The sequence below is a fragment of the Chitinimonas sp. BJYL2 genome, from assembly GCF_027257935.1.
Classification (GTDB): Bacteria; Pseudomonadota; Gammaproteobacteria; order Burkholderiales; family Chitinimonadaceae; genus Chitinimonas.
Genome location: NZ_JANZKW010000001.1, coordinates 241785 through 254813, shown reverse-complemented (window position 1 = coordinate 254813; position 13029 = coordinate 241785). Strand labels below are relative to the sequence as shown.

At 63.2% G+C, this 13029-nt stretch carries 12 protein-coding genes; 5 read left to right on the top strand and 7 right to left on the bottom strand.

Annotation, left to right across the window (positions count from 1 at the left end):
- Window positions 1-44 precede the first annotated feature (44 nt).
- A complete protein-coding gene (locus tag O9X62_RS01225; RefSeq protein WP_269530954.1) occupies window positions 45-1625 on the top strand; it encodes an ABC transporter substrate-binding protein in 1581 nt (526 codons plus the stop codon).
- A gap of 121 nt (window positions 1626-1746) precedes the next feature.
- On the opposite strand, the gene O9X62_RS01220 is transcribed toward O9X62_RS01225, so the two are convergent.
- The gene (locus tag O9X62_RS01220) at window positions 1747-3147 is read right to left on the bottom strand and encodes a diguanylate cyclase domain-containing protein (RefSeq protein ID WP_269530953.1); all 1401 of its coding nucleotides are present in this window, start codon (window positions 3145-3147) and stop codon (window positions 1747-1749) included.
- A 137-nt stretch (window positions 3148-3284) separates the two neighbouring features.
- On the opposite strand from O9X62_RS01220, the gene O9X62_RS01215 reads away from it, so the two are divergent.
- Window positions 3285-3752 carry a VOC family protein gene (locus O9X62_RS01215; RefSeq protein ID WP_269530952.1) on the top strand — a complete coding sequence of 156 codons (468 nt, stop codon included), beginning with the start codon at window positions 3285-3287 and terminating at the stop codon, window positions 3750-3752.
- On the opposite strand, the gene O9X62_RS01210 is transcribed toward O9X62_RS01215, so the two are convergent.
- Genes O9X62_RS01210 through O9X62_RS01200 form a run of 3 tightly spaced genes read right to left on the bottom strand, consistent with a single transcriptional unit; the run spans window position 3698 to window position 5561 of the window.
- Window positions 3698-4690, bottom strand: a complete 993-nt coding sequence (locus O9X62_RS01210) for a TerC family protein (protein ID WP_269530951.1) — start codon at window positions 4688-4690, stop codon at window positions 3698-3700. The two genes, O9X62_RS01215 and O9X62_RS01210, sit on opposite strands and share 55 nt — an antisense overlap.
- A gap of 30 nt (window positions 4691-4720) precedes the next feature.
- Window positions 4721-5143, bottom strand: a complete 423-nt coding sequence (locus tag O9X62_RS01205) for a TerB family tellurite resistance protein (protein WP_269530950.1) — start codon at window positions 5141-5143, stop codon at window positions 4721-4723.
- A 10-nt stretch (window positions 5144-5153) separates the two neighbouring features.
- Complete coding sequence (locus tag O9X62_RS01200) at window positions 5154-5561, bottom strand: HPF/RaiA family ribosome-associated protein (RefSeq protein WP_269530949.1); 408 nt, start codon at window positions 5559-5561, stop codon at window positions 5154-5156.
- A 112-nt stretch (window positions 5562-5673) separates the two neighbouring features.
- Here O9X62_RS01200 and nhaR point away from each other — a divergent pair, with 112 nt between their 5' ends.
- Both nhaR and mutY read left to right on the top strand, forming a co-directional pair.
- A complete protein-coding gene (nhaR, locus tag O9X62_RS01195; protein ID WP_269530948.1) occupies window positions 5674-6597 on the top strand; it encodes a transcriptional activator NhaR in 924 nt (307 codons plus the stop codon).
- Between the two features lie 37 nt (window positions 6598-6634).
- On the top strand, window positions 6635-7681 hold the full coding sequence (gene mutY / locus O9X62_RS01190; protein ID WP_374708383.1) for an A/G-specific adenine glycosylase: 1047 nt from the start codon (window positions 6635-6637) through the stop codon (window positions 7679-7681).
- 124 nt (window positions 7682-7805) lie between these two features.
- On the opposite strand, the gene O9X62_RS01185 is transcribed toward mutY, so the two are convergent.
- Both O9X62_RS01185 and O9X62_RS01180 read right to left on the bottom strand, forming a co-directional pair.
- The gene (locus O9X62_RS01185) at window positions 7806-8753 is read right to left on the bottom strand and encodes a GNAT family N-acetyltransferase (RefSeq protein ID WP_269530946.1); all 948 of its coding nucleotides are present in this window, start codon (window positions 8751-8753) and stop codon (window positions 7806-7808) included.
- Window positions 8750-9322, bottom strand: a complete 573-nt coding sequence (locus O9X62_RS01180) for a DUF2087 domain-containing protein (RefSeq protein ID WP_269530945.1) — start codon at window positions 9320-9322, stop codon at window positions 8750-8752. Before O9X62_RS01180 ends, O9X62_RS01185 begins: the two co-directional genes overlap by 4 nt.
- 326 nt (window positions 9323-9648) lie before the next feature.
- Here O9X62_RS01180 and O9X62_RS01175 point away from each other — a divergent pair, with 326 nt between their 5' ends.
- Window positions 9649-11628 (top strand): ATP-binding protein, encoded by a 1980-nt coding sequence (locus O9X62_RS01175; protein ID WP_269530944.1) that lies wholly within the window; start codon window positions 9649-9651, stop codon window positions 11626-11628.
- Here O9X62_RS01175 and O9X62_RS01170 read toward each other — a convergent pair.
- A complete protein-coding gene (locus O9X62_RS01170) occupies window positions 11625-13013 on the bottom strand; it encodes an aminopeptidase P family protein (protein ID WP_269530943.1) in 1389 nt (462 codons plus the stop codon). The genes O9X62_RS01175 and O9X62_RS01170 overlap by 4 nt on opposite strands.
- Window positions 13014-13029 lie beyond the last annotated feature (16 nt).

Below are 13029 nucleotides of genomic sequence, written 5' to 3'. Positions count from 1 at the left end.
ATGATGGCCCGCCCCGTTGCGGGCCATTGTTACGAGGAATTTCCATGAAACTGACCCATATTGCGCTGGCTTCCCTGGCCCTGAGCGCCACCCTGCACGCCAAGCCGCTGGTGTTCTGCTCGTCTGCCGCGCCCGAAGGCTTCGACGGCGGCATGTTCACGGCTGCCGCCACCCACGATGCGTCCACCGAGGCCATCTACAATCGCCTGACCGAGTTCGACAAAGGCAGCACCAAGGTCATCCCCGGCCTCGCCGAGCGCTGGGATGTCAGCAAGGATGGCCTGGAGTACACCTTTTATCTGCGTAAAGGCGTGAAGTTCCACACCACCGAATGGTTCAAGCCCACGCGTGACTTCAATGCCGACGATGTGCTCTGGACCTTCCTGCGCATGATCGACACCAAGCATCCCGGCCACAAAGCCAGTCCGCAAGGCTGGCCCTACGCGGTGGACATGGGCTTCCCCGAGCTGATCAAGCGTATCGACAAGGTCGATCCGTATACGGTGAAGTTCATCCTCACCAAGCCCGAAGCCCCGTTCCTGGCCAACCTGGCCATGGGCTTTGCCGATGTGGTGTCGGCCGAGTACGCACAGCAGCTGGAAAAGGCCGGCCGTCCCGGCGACATCAACCTCAAGCCCGTGGGCACCGGCCCCTTCGTGTTCAAGCGTTACGACAAGGGCGCGCAGGTACGCTACGAGGCGCACCCCAACTACTGGCGTGGCAAGCAGCCCGCCAGCCGGCTGATCTTCGCGATTACCGAAGATGCCTCGGTACGCGCGCAAAAGCTCAAGCGCGGCGAGTGCCACTTCATGGAAGACCTCAAGCCCGCCGATATTGCTTCGCTCAAGCAGGACCCCAAGATCACGGTCGTACAGCACCCGGCGCTGCTGCTGGCCTATGTGGCCTTCAATGCCCAGAAGCCGCACCTCAAGGACAAGCGCGTGCGTCAGGCGCTGGCATTGGCGCTCGACAAGGACGCCATCTCCAAGGTGGTGTACGAGGGCAATGCCGCCACGGCGCACCTGCCGCTGCCGGCCAAGATGTGGGGCTACAACCGCAGCATTCCGGCGCCCAAGCGCGATCTCGACAAGGCCCGCAAGCTGATGAAGGAAGCGGGTTACGAGAAGGGCCTGACGCTGAACATCTTCGTGCGCAATTCGGCCATGGGCTCGAACCCGAATCCCAAGCTGACTGCCGAGATGATGCAGGCCGACTGGAAGAAGATCGGCGTGGACGCCAAGATCGTGCTGTTCGAGTGGGTGGAACTGCAAAAGCGTACCAAGGCCGGCGAACATGATGTGACGCTGTACGGTTGGGCCGGCGACAACGGCGACCCCGACAACTTCCTCACCCCTAACCTCAGCTGCGCCGCCGCTGAGTCGGGTGAGAACCGCTCGCGCTGGTGCAACAAGCAGTTCGATAGCCTGATCGACAAGGCCAAGCGCGTAACCGATATCAAGGAGCGCACCAAGCTGTACGAACAGGCCCAGCAGATCTTCATTGACGAATCGCCGTGGGCAACCCTGGTGGAGCCGCTCAACAGCGTGGCTTTCCTCAAGGGGGTGACCGGGTTCAAACCGAATCCGTTCACCAATAACAACTTTGAAGGCGTGGTGCCCAAGTAGCCACGTTGGCTGCAGTCCCCCCCAAAAGAAACACCAGCCTGCGGGCTGGTGTTTCTTTTTTTACCGGTTACCCAGGCTGGCTACCTTGGTCGAGCCGTGCATCGGGGCCCGCAGCCCACGGCTAGGGTCGCAGCATCGTGTCGTCGAAAACGGCGATGCGGTTCAGCTTGGTTCGCTGCTGCTTGGCGGCATACATCGCGGCATCTGCCCGCTTGAGCCATTCGTCCTGCCCCCAGGGCGCCTCGTAATGGCAAATACCGATACTGGTGGCGAGGCGGATATCGGTCGCGCCTAGCGGGTTGATCATGGCAGCGATGATTTTTTCAGCGATCTGCAAAGCATTCGCGCTGCTGCCTACATCCTCGGCTAGCACCACGAACTCGTCTCCGCCCAGTCGCCCGACTACGTCGGTTTCCCGGACGGTGGCGCGCAAACGATGTGCAAACTCCTGCAGGGCCCGGTCACCGAGATCATGGCCGTAGGTGTCGTTGATCAGCTTGAAGCCATTCATATCCAGAAACATCAACACCATCCCGGTCGGATGACGGCGATACCGGAGGATGGCGGTGTGCAGGGCATCGACGATTTTCCGGCGATTGGGCAGCCCGGTCAGTCCGTCGGTGAGTGCCATGTCCCGCATGGCCAGCTCCAGTGATTTACGGACCGTTACATCGTGCAGAAAGGCATTGAGCTCCTTGCCCTGCTCGAACTCGTTGATGCCTACGCTGTATTCCACCGTGATGCAGCGACCATCCTGCAGGGTCAGTTGCATCTCCGGTCTCAGGTCTAGCTGAAACAAGGCCGGATTACTGCGGAAGTCATCGAAAATTTCCGCGAGCGAGCCGTCGCCTTGCTGCGCAATCGTGTGAATGGGTTGTCCTATCACCTGATTGGCGGGCCAGCCGAACAGGCGCTCTGCGGCGCGGTTCCAGCGCAAGATCCTGCCCGCCTCGTCGACAGAAATGACAGCATCCTGGGCATTGTCCAGCAAAACCCTGAGCCGCGCTTCGGCCTGGTGAAGCGCATCGAAGGCCAATTGCTTGCCAAGAGCGGCAGCGAGTAGACCGCTGAGTAGGTTGAGCGTCTGTACATCCTCGGCGTCAAAGCCGTGTGTCTCGCGGGACATGACCTTGAGTACGCCAACGGCTTCGCCGGCACGAAACAGCGGCGCACAGATCATGGAACGGACGCCAACGCGGCGGCAGGCCTCCCGGTCTACACGTGGGTCGGTTTCCGAGTCCTCGCACAGCAGTACCTCGGCCCGCGCCACACAGAGGCCGGACAGGCTGCCATCGCGACGCAAGCGCAAGCCCACGTGAGGGGCGACGGCACCGCTGGCCGCGCGGTAGAGCATGTGTTCACCGTCTACCAGTTCAATGACAGCACCCACCGCCTCGGTCAGGTCCTGCAAGGTATCCACGATCAGCTGCATGAAGGCATCGAGGTCCAGCGTTGCCTGAACAATCGCAGACTGGGTGTCGATAATGCGCTGCAGATAGGTTTCCCTGGCGGCCGTGGACATGGCGAGAATCAATATATAAAAGTCGTCGGCGCAAGATTACACCCGGCTCGGGCCAGCATGAACCCCATACCGACGGATTGCCCGCAGTGGGCGGCGTGGCCGTAAACTCCGTGCTCCAATCCAGGGATGATATTGCGATGCAAGCACGCCTGAGCTTCCTGACCCTCGGTGTCGCCGATCTGGCCCGCGCCCAGACTTTCTACAGCCAGACACTCGGCTGGCCGTTATCGCCCAAAAGCCAGCCCGGAGTGGCGTTTTACCAGCTTAATGGCTTTGTGCTGGCCCTGTTCCCTGCGGCTGAACTGGCCAAGGATGCAGGGCTGGATGCCACCACGACCGGCCACTCGCGCATTGCGCTGGCCTACAACGTGGCTGAACGTGATCAGGTGGATGCGCTGCTGGCAGAACTCTCCGCCAAGGGCGCGACGATTACGCGCCCGGCGGAGGATGCTTTCTGGGGTGGCCGTAACGGTTACTTTGCCGACCCCGATGGCTATGTGTGGGAAGTGGCCTGGAACCCCGGCGGCTATCTGGATGCCGCCGGGAATTTCTATTTCGATGCCGCCGCAACGACCCCGCCATCGCGTGTTTTCCACAGCGAGTAGAGTACGCCTGCGGCCAGCAGGCCGAAGGTGATGGCCAGCGATAAGGTAGCGGGGACCTTGCCATCGAACACGAAGTCGCCCAGAAAGATCTTCGAGCCGATAAACACCAGCACTAGCGCCAAGGCGTACTTGAGGTAATGGAAGCGGTGGATGATGGCGGCCAAGGCAAAGTAGAGCGCGCGCAGACCCAGGATCGCAAAGATGTTAGACGTGTAGACCAGGAACGGATCGGTGGTAATGGCGAAGATGGCGGGCACACTATCGACCGCAAACACCAGATCGACGAGTTCAACCATACACAGCGCCAGAAACAGGGGCGTTGCCCACCAGACCATCGGCCCGCTGCCATCGGCGGCTGGTTGTCGCACGAAGAAGCGCTGCTCATGCAGCTGATCGGTCACACGCAGGCGGTTGTGCAACAGGCGCAGTATGGGGTTGCGCGACAAATCGGGTTCGCTGTCAGATACGAAGAGCATCTTCAGGCCTGTGAGGATCAGGAATCCGCCGAACAGGTAGAGCGTCCAGTAATACTGGGCAACGAGCGTGGCGCCCAAGGCAATCATGATGGCGCGCAACACGATGACCCCGAGAATGCCCCAGAAGAGCACGCGGTGCTGGTAACGGCGTGGTACCGCAAAGTAAGTGAATATCAGCGAGATGACGAACACATTGTCGAGCGACAGGCTCTTCTCGATCAGGAAACCGGTGTAGTACTGCATGCCCGCATCGGCACCCAGCGTTAGCCAGACCCAGGCGCCAAAAGCCAAACCTGCAGCAATGTAGAACGCAGACAGCTTGAGGCTTTTGACGGCGCCGATTTCCTCATCCTTGCGGTTCAGTACGCCAAGGTCGAAGACCAGCAGTGCGAGGACCACGGCCAGAAATGCGACCCACATCCATATAGGCTTACCCAGCCAGAGGGCCATCCAGATTTCCATCATGCTTCTCCTTGTGGCAGGCCGCCGGAATCAGGCGGCCTGCGCTAATCGGGTACCACTCCTTTGCAGCGCAGGGTGCCAGCACTGCATGGCGCGACCGAGCACAGTGCGTTCGCTGTCAGTCAGCTGCTGGTCGGCATCGGCTACATCGAGCATGGCGCGCAAGACAGTGACTTGCTTGCCGGGATCGCTGATCTCGCCCAGCAGGCGATCGAGCACGGCGGGGTCGCCAGCCAGTTGCTGCATGCCCGGCCAATCGCTGTATTGCAGGGCGTCGGCACATAGTTCCAGCAAGACCTGCTGGAACTGTGGGTAGCTGATGCCTAGCTGGGCGAGTACCTGGCTGCGCTCCAGCGCAGCCAGCTCGGACGGGTCCATCCCGCCATCAGCCAGCAGGGTCAGGGCGATCAGGCGGGCCGCGGCGGCCGGGCTGTTATCCGGGTAATGGCGCATTAGGGTCTCCTCAATACATGGCTGAGCGGGATGTCGCAGGGTTCGGCGGTATCCACCGACTAGGTTCGATATCCAGTACATCGCTATCGGCCAGCTCTGCTGCACGGCTATCGCGGTCTTGCTGGCGGGCCAGCCGGCGCGTTACGGTGCGGCTCGCCCGGTCCGCAGCCCGAGAGATGGCCTGGTGCAGATCTGCCTCGACATCTTCGATCAGCACATCAGGAAGGTGGTAAAGCGCTATCTGCACGGTGCAATGTTTGTCGATACCACCGCGAGGCCCGTTGATGTCGGCCAGCCGCACAGTCACCTGGCGGATGCGTTCACGGTGCCGGCGCAGGCCCAGCGCGAGCCGGTGATTGACGAATGCCCGGAGTCCGTCGCTTACGGTGAAGTTGTGGGCCTTGATCTCGATCTTCATGGTCTGCACCTTGGTTGTGGTCCATCAGCAAGGCCAGTCTAGCGAGTCGGCAATATGGATAAAAATCGAATAAAATTTCTTAATTGATCAGTTTTCTGGAAGTATTCATGCAATGAATCACTTGAACTACAAGCACTTGCACTACTTCTGGATGGTGGTCAAACACGGTGGCGTGCTGCGCGCCAGCGAGCAGCTGCACCTGACGCCGCAAGCCATCAGCGGCCAGTTACGCCTGCTGGATGAGGCCATGGGCACACCGTTGCTGCGCAAGCGCGGGCGCGGATTGGAGCTGACGGACGCCGGCAGGCTGGTGCTGAGCTACGCCGACGAGATTTTCCATCTGGGGCGGGAGTTGCAGGATGTGCTGCGCAACTATCCCGGGGGGCTGCCGCAACAGTTCCGGGTGGGGGTAGGTGACATGGTGCCCAAGACCATTGCCTTCCACCTTCTGCAACCGGCCATGTCTGCCGATCTGCCCGTGCGGCTGATTTGTCGGGAGGGGGGCTTGATGGCGCTACTGGCCGATCTGGCCATCCACCAGCTGGATCTGGTGATTGCGGATCGCCCCTTGCCACCCGAGGCGAATGTGCGTGCGTTCAATCACCTTCTGGGTGAGAGTGCGATCAGCATTCTGGCGACGGCGGATTTATGCCGCAGCCTGACGGGCAGTTTCCCCGATTGCCTGCAGGATGCGCCGTGGCTGCTACCCGGTCAGGATGCCGCGATTCGTCCACGCTTGCTGGCTTGGCTGGAGCGGCGCCGCTTGCGTGTCAGGGTGGTGGCAGAATTTGATGACGGCGCCTTGCTCAAGGCCTTTGGTAAGGCAGGCATGGGCTGCTTTGCGGCACCGTCCGTGCTGGCCGCCACCATCTGCGAGGAGTACCAGTTGCAGGAACTGGGCCGGATTGATGAGCTGACTGAACAGTTCTACGCCATTTCCGTCGAGCGGCAGTTACGGCATCCTGCGGTGCTGGCCGTCACGAATCAGGCACGCAACACCCTGTTCGGCCAAGCCGCCCACACCGAGCGGGGCTAATGTGCCCCGCCATGCCAGTATGCCGATCATGACTCATATGCCGACCGACTTTGCCACACGACTGGTGCGCTGGCAGCGCGCCCATGGCCGCCACGATCTACCCTGGCAGGTGCGCGATCCTTACCAGGTGTGGCTGTCGGAAATCATGCTGCAGCAGACGCAGGTGGCCACGGTCATCCCGTACTTCCAGCGCTTCACCGAATCCTTCCCCACGGTGGCCGATCTGGCCGCCGCGCCGCTGGACGTGGTGCTCGCGCACTGGGCGGGGCTCGGTTACTACACGCGGGCGCGCAATCTGCACAAGGCGGCTCAGGCCGTGATGCGCGACTTTGCCGGCGTGGTCCCGCCAAGCGCCGTGCAAATGGAAACCCTGCCGGGCATCGGCCGTTCTACCGCAGCGGCGATTGCGGGCTTTTGCTTTGGCGAGCGCACGCCGATCCTGGATGGCAACGTCAAACGCGTGCTGACACGCTGGGCCGGTATTGAGGGCTTTCCCGGCGAAAAGAAGATCGAGAACCGGCTGTGGCAACTGGCCGAGGATTTACTGCCTGCCAGTGCAGACGACATGCCGGCCTTCACCCAGGGCATCATGGATCTGGGTGCGACGGTCTGCACCCGCAGCAAGCCGCAATGCCCGCGTTGCCCCCTGCGGGACGATTGCCGAGCGCATATCGAAGGCCGTCAGGCCGAGCTACCGACCCGCAAACCCAAAAAGACCATACCCGAACGTGCCACCGTGATGCTGCTGGTGCTGGATCAGGGCAGGATATTGCTCGAACAGCGCCCGCCCACGGGGATCTGGGGCGGCTTGTGGAGCTTGCCGGAGACGGATGCTGTCGCCACAGCACCTACGTTGTGCCGCGAACGCTTCGGTCTGGAGGTGGTGCCTGAAACCGCCTTGCCACCGCTGGTGCATGTGTTCACGCATTTCCGCCTGACGATCACACCGCTGCCGGTCGTGCTCACGGGAGCGGCCGGCGTCGCAGAAGGCAGTGCCCGCTGGTTCGGCCGTGCTGAGGCGCTCAAGGCGGGCATACCCACGCCGGTACGCAAACTGCTGCTCGCAGGTATGCCTAAAGGCTGATTCACATCGGTGCTGCGTAGCTTGGGGTTTCATTGCATTCGGCCCAGGCATGGAACGGAATGGATTCGTAGGAGCGGGCACGCCCACTCCTACGAAGCTCCGGCTGGCTGGAGGCCACGAACACTCAGGCTGCGTGAGTGGCGCGCTCGTAGACCGCGCCACGGGGTGTGGATTCATGAAACCCCAGACGCTGATGCAAGGCCATGGATTCGGCATTGGCACTGGAGACCAGCGCGGTGAGCTGATGCAGGCCGCGGGCACGCAAGGCTTGCGCGGCATGGGCATACAGGCGTCGCGCCAGGCCACGGCCGCGCAGGCTGGCGTCCACGCCCACGCCATCCACATCGCCTTCCTCGGTGACCAGCACATAGGCCACATAGTGGCCCGCACCATCCACCAGTACGGCGCTGGCTTGCTGGTCGGCGGATTGCCAATCGTCCTGCACGGTGGCCTCGTCCAGGGGCGGCGCGTTGGGTACGCCCGAGAATGCGGCGTTATGGAGTGCCGTGAGTTGCGCCCAATCGGCCTGTGCCAGATCAAGCCGGTGCAGACCTGTGTCTGACCAGTCCGGCGCGACCCAATCGCCGGTGTCACGCGCAAAGTTGACCCACTCGAATAGCTGCGTAAACCCCGCCGCCTGCAAGGCCGCGACCTTGGCCGATTCACCCGCCCAGGTGCTGACACGCAGGTGGCTGGCACCCAGTGTGGATGCCGTGTCGAGCAGGTAGGCCAATAGTGCGTGGGCCGTGTGGCGATCGGTGGCTACGACCGGCGAGCCATAAAGCCGGCCATCTTCTGCAATGCCGAAGGTCACCCAGGCCGCACAACCGAGTATCTGGCCGCCGCTGCGCGCCACCACGACCTGACGACCTGCACCGCGCGGACCGCTGTAGAGATCGCTCGCCAGATCGGGCGGCTCGGCCGGGGCGAGCGCCTGCGTGACCAGTGCCTGCAAGGCAGGCAGATCGCTGTGCTGCAGGGCATCCAGTTGCAGGCTGCGGCCATCAGCGTAGCCGCCGGCATCGCGCAGGGCGGCGTGGCGGCTCAGCGCCATGGGGCTGATCAGCATCATGCCTGCCTCCCCAGTACGGCTTGCAATAGCGGCGTCAGCTCGCTCGGCGGTGGCTGCTCGATGCGCCGGTAGGTGCTGCCATCGGGCGTGCGTTCGACCAGTTTGTAGTTCACCAGCTCGCGGCGCAAAAGCACATGGTCGCCAAAAGTTTCGCAGCGTTTGATGTATTCGTTGATGGCCTTTTCGCTCAGATCACGCCGGGCCGGTAGCCGCGCCCAGATGGTCCAGATGCACGGTAGCTGTTCCGAGAACTTGCCGGGCCAGCGCAGCAGGCGGCCGGCTTCGTCAAAATGACGCAGCAGGCGGCGTGTGTCGGCGTTGCTGGCGGTGGCTGCGGCGGCGCGCTGTTCGGCATAGTCGGGTGCCACGGGCGGCAAGACCGGTGCTGCCGGTTCGACGGGGGCGGCGGTACGGAACTGCTGGAAGTTCTGCTGCCCGATGGCGCGCGCCAGCATATTGAGCATTTGCACATGGCTGGGCGGCTCGGTCTGCTCGGCCCATTGCTTGGAGAGCGAGCGGGCGAGGGCGGAGATATCGGGTGCGTAAAACGGAAAAACGGGACGAGACATGGTTCGATTCCTTGTCATCGTGCCTACCCGGTTGCGGGTATGCCATTGGTCGCCGTTATGGCTTGGCACTAAGGTTTCTAGCCAAGCTGTGTGGCCGTGTGCAAAGACACGGCGAGAGGGATTGCCGGGCAGATTTAGCGTGGTTCAGGTGAACCGGCGACGCCTGGGTGAACTGCCGACCGAACGCGAGCATACGCCGACCGCGGGGTGATGCTCAAGCATGAGCGGATGAAGGGTGGTCGCCGGCATCCACTGCAGCACTATCGCCGTGCCTGGCTGTCCGTACGATAATCGCGGCCTATCTTGTCCGCTCTGGAATGCTTACCGTGAACTTATCCCGCCCGATTGCCTCCCTGCCGCTCCTGATGGGCTTGGCCATCGTGCTGACGCTGGCGGCCATGTGGCTGCTGGCGCTGGCGCAGTCCACTCCCTTGCTGGGCATGGTGCTGCAGGCCGATGCAGCCAGCGGCAAGGTCGTGATTGTTTCTACTAGCGGCCCGACAGCGGCCATCAAGACACCCGCGCAACTGCTGGCTGTGGGTTCGGTTGATCGCGAGCAGCGGTTGGCGCTCAATGTCGGCGACCTCGCCGCCGTACCGGGAAAGACCGCCTCGCTGGAAGCGGGCTGGCTGGCGCGGCAGGAGATGGTGTCGCAATGGCTCAAGCAGCCTGAGCTGACCCTGCTGGTGGCGCACGATGGGGTGCCGGCCACCTATCTGATCCGCCCGGTCGAGCGCGCGGCCAACACCATGCCCTCGCACTACTGGGCCTATATTTGGAGTGGCGCGGCGGTGGCGCTGCTAGCCGCCTGGGCTTGGGCCGCGCATCCGCGTTCGCCGGCCGCGGTGGCGCTGGCCTTGGCGGGTCTCAGCTATCCGGTGCTGGCGTACACGGCCGCACTGGGCAGCAGCCGCGAGCTCGCGATGCCGGCAGCCTATCTGCTGCGTATGGGTCTGTTGCACAACGGTGCCGCCCTGGTATTCGGTTTTGCGCTGCTCAGCCTGTTGCTGCTGTACCCGACCCGCTTGCTGGCGCACCGTGTTTTCTGGGCCGTACCGGTGCTGGGCATGGCCAGTCTGATTGCCACGGGAACGGGCGCCTTGTCGAGTGCCAGGTTGCACGCGGGTTTGCAGGGTCTGATGCTGGCCGCGATCGCCTTGCTGCTGTTGCAGCTGTCGCGCAGCCGGACCAACCCTTGGGCACGGGCGAGCTTGCGCGCCGTGTTGCTGGCCGTGTGTCTGGGCGGCATGGTGTTGATGCTGTTCGCTGACGATGCCGCCAGTGAAGCGGTGCTGTTGCAGGCGGGCGTGGTGCTGGTGTTTGCCGCGCTGGCCGTCGGCGTGCAGCGGCATCTACTGTATCGGTTCGATGTGTGGTGCTGGCACCTGCTGGGCGCGGTCATCGCACTGGGCGTAGCTGCTACGGTGTATGCCGGCCTGCATCCGGCCATCGGCACCGCCATGGCGATGGTCCCGGCATTGTTGGCGGGTGGTCTAGCCATCTTCGGTTTCCGCCGCCTGCGTGCCACCCTGCATCAGCGTCATAGATTGGATCAGCAAGCCATGCTGGGCAAACTGGCCGAGCTGATCCGCGAGCCGGATCGGGCGGTACGCACAGCTGGCTGGCAGGCGGCTTTGCAACGCGCCTTTGCGGCAAGGCAGGTATCCGAGCCGGGCCGTATGCCTTTGCGCACTACGGTGGTCGATGCCGGCGCAACCCTGATCCTGCCGCCCTTGCTCAATCTACCCGCTGCCCGCATCGAGCAGCCTTGGCAGGGCAATGTCTTGTTGAGCCCGACCCATGCGAAACAGGTAGATCAATGGCTGCGTGCGCTGGCGCGAGCGATGGACACACTACCGGTTGCTGCAGACGCCGAGCGTGAGACCGACCAGCCGCGCACCCTGTTGCCGCTGACTGCCGTGCTAGCCGAGCTGACGCAGCAGGCCCGGACCAGCGCCACAGCGGCCGGCGTGGACTTGCAGATCGACGTAGCGACAGTGCCTGAGCAAACGCTGCTGGACGACTACCGCGCAGAGCGTCTGCAGCAGGTGGTCAAGGAGTTGCTGACCAATAGCGCCCGCCATGCAAACGCACGCCAGTGGCGACTCCAGATCGACGTGAGCGACGCGCAGCTGCATTTACAGTTTGCGGATGATGGTTGCGGGTTTGACGCCGATACCCGCAAGCCGGGCCAGGGGCTGGCCCATCTGGCCCGCTGGGTGGCGGAGGCCGGCGGGCGGTATCGTCTGCAGGCCACGCGCAGCGGTGTGTCCTGCGATCTGACCCTGCCGTTAACCACGGATTAAGCGCTGGCGAGCGCCTCGACATCCGCCACTGTCTTCGGAATCGGCTTGCCGAGCACCCGTGCACCACCGGCGGTGACCAGCACATCATCCTCGATGCGGATGCCGCCAAAATCCTTGCAGGCATTGAACGAGGCATAGTTGATCAGGCTGGCGTGGCGGCCTTCGGCCTCCCAGCGTTCGATCAGTGCGGGGATGAAGTACGCGCCCGGCTCCACCGTCACCACATTGCCCGCGTGCAGCGGCTTGCCCAAGCGCAGTGAGCGGCGGCCGAACTCGTTGCTGCGGCTCACGCCTTCGCCATAACCGACGCGGTCTTCGCCCAGGGCTTCCATATCGTGCACATCCAGCCCGATATGGTGGCCAAGGCCGTGCGGGAACAGCAGGGCATAGGCACCGCTGTGAACGACTTCCTCGGCGCTGGCCTTGAACAGTGCCAGCGGCTCGACGCCGGCCACCAACACGCGCGCGGCGTGATCGTGGATTTCGCGGTAGCTGATACCGGGTTTCATGGCGTCGATCGCGGCCAGCTGCGCATCCAGGACTGCTTGGTAGACCACACGCTGGCGTTCGCTGAAGCGGCCACCCACAGGTGTGGTGCGGGTGATGTCGCTGGCGTAGTGCAGGGGGCTTTCCGCACCGGCATCGTTGACAACCAGATCCCCGGTCTTGAGGGTGTAGCCATGGCCGTGGTTATGCAGGATATGCCCGTCGCGGCTGAAAATGATCGGATAGGCCAGCGCCCGGCCCTGGCTCGCGGCCAGGCCCGTCATCAGGCCGACGATTTCCTGTTCCTTCACGCCATTGCGCGCCGAGCGCATGGCCAGCAAGTGCATGCGCTGGGCGACGTCCAACGCATTTTCCATCTGAGCGATTTCGGCATCCGATTTGATCGAGCGCAGCGCAATCATTGCCTGCGTCAGCTTTTCGGATACGCCGGCATCCACCGCATTCACGTACAGCGATAGCAGCTCGGCCAGCCACAGGCGGAGCTCGGCACGGTAGGGCGGCAGGTAATGCACGGCGCGGCCGGCGTCACGCGCCTTGGCAATGCGGTCGGCCAGCTTGGCCAGCGGCTTGGCTTCAATCACGCCCACGCTGCGCGCCAGCTCGGCCAGCGTGGCTTGCGGGCCGATCCAGACAATGCCGTCGAGGCTGACATCGTCGCCATACAAGGTGGCGGTATCGGCATCGATATCGATCACCCCGGCCAGGCCCGGCATGTCCAGGCCAAAGGTGTAGAGGAAACTCGAATCCTGACGGAAGGGGTAGATGTTGTCGGTGTAGTTCATCGGGCTGTCGGCGTTGCCGAGCAGCAGGATCAGGCCGCTGCCGGCCTGTTGGGCAAGCGCGGCGCGGCGGGCGGCGTAGGTGTCGGGGGTGAACATGACGGGCTCCTGGTGA

Coding starts and splice junctions, on each gene's coding strand:
- O9X62_RS01225 (WP_269530954.1), top strand. CDS start 45: ATGAAACTGACCCATATTGCGCTGGCTTCCCTGGCCCTGAGCGCCACC.
- O9X62_RS01220 (WP_269530953.1), bottom strand. CDS start 3,147: ATGTCCACGGCCGCCAGGGAAACCTATCTGCAGCGCATTATCGACACC.
- O9X62_RS01215 (WP_269530952.1), top strand. CDS start 3,285: ATGCAAGCACGCCTGAGCTTCCTGACCCTCGGTGTCGCCGATCTGGCC.
- O9X62_RS01210 (WP_269530951.1), bottom strand. CDS start 4,690: ATGGAAATCTGGATGGCCCTCTGGCTGGGTAAGCCTATATGGATGTGG.
- O9X62_RS01205 (WP_269530950.1), bottom strand. CDS start 5,143: ATGCGCCATTACCCGGATAACAGCCCGGCCGCCGCGGCCCGCCTGATC.
- O9X62_RS01200 (WP_269530949.1), bottom strand. CDS start 5,561: ATGAAGATCGAGATCAAGGCCCACAACTTCACCGTAAGCGACGGACTC.
- nhaR (WP_269530948.1), top strand. CDS start 5,674: ATGAATCACTTGAACTACAAGCACTTGCACTACTTCTGGATGGTGGTC.
- mutY (WP_374708383.1), top strand. CDS start 6,635: ATGCCGACCGACTTTGCCACACGACTGGTGCGCTGGCAGCGCGCCCAT.
- O9X62_RS01185 (WP_269530946.1), bottom strand. CDS start 8,753: ATGATGCTGATCAGCCCCATGGCGCTGAGCCGCCACGCCGCCCTGCGC.
- O9X62_RS01180 (WP_269530945.1), bottom strand. CDS start 9,322: ATGTCTCGTCCCGTTTTTCCGTTTTACGCACCCGATATCTCCGCCCTC.
- O9X62_RS01170 (WP_269530943.1), bottom strand. CDS start 13,013: ATGTTCACCCCCGACACCTACGCCGCCCGCCGCGCCGCGCTTGCCCAA.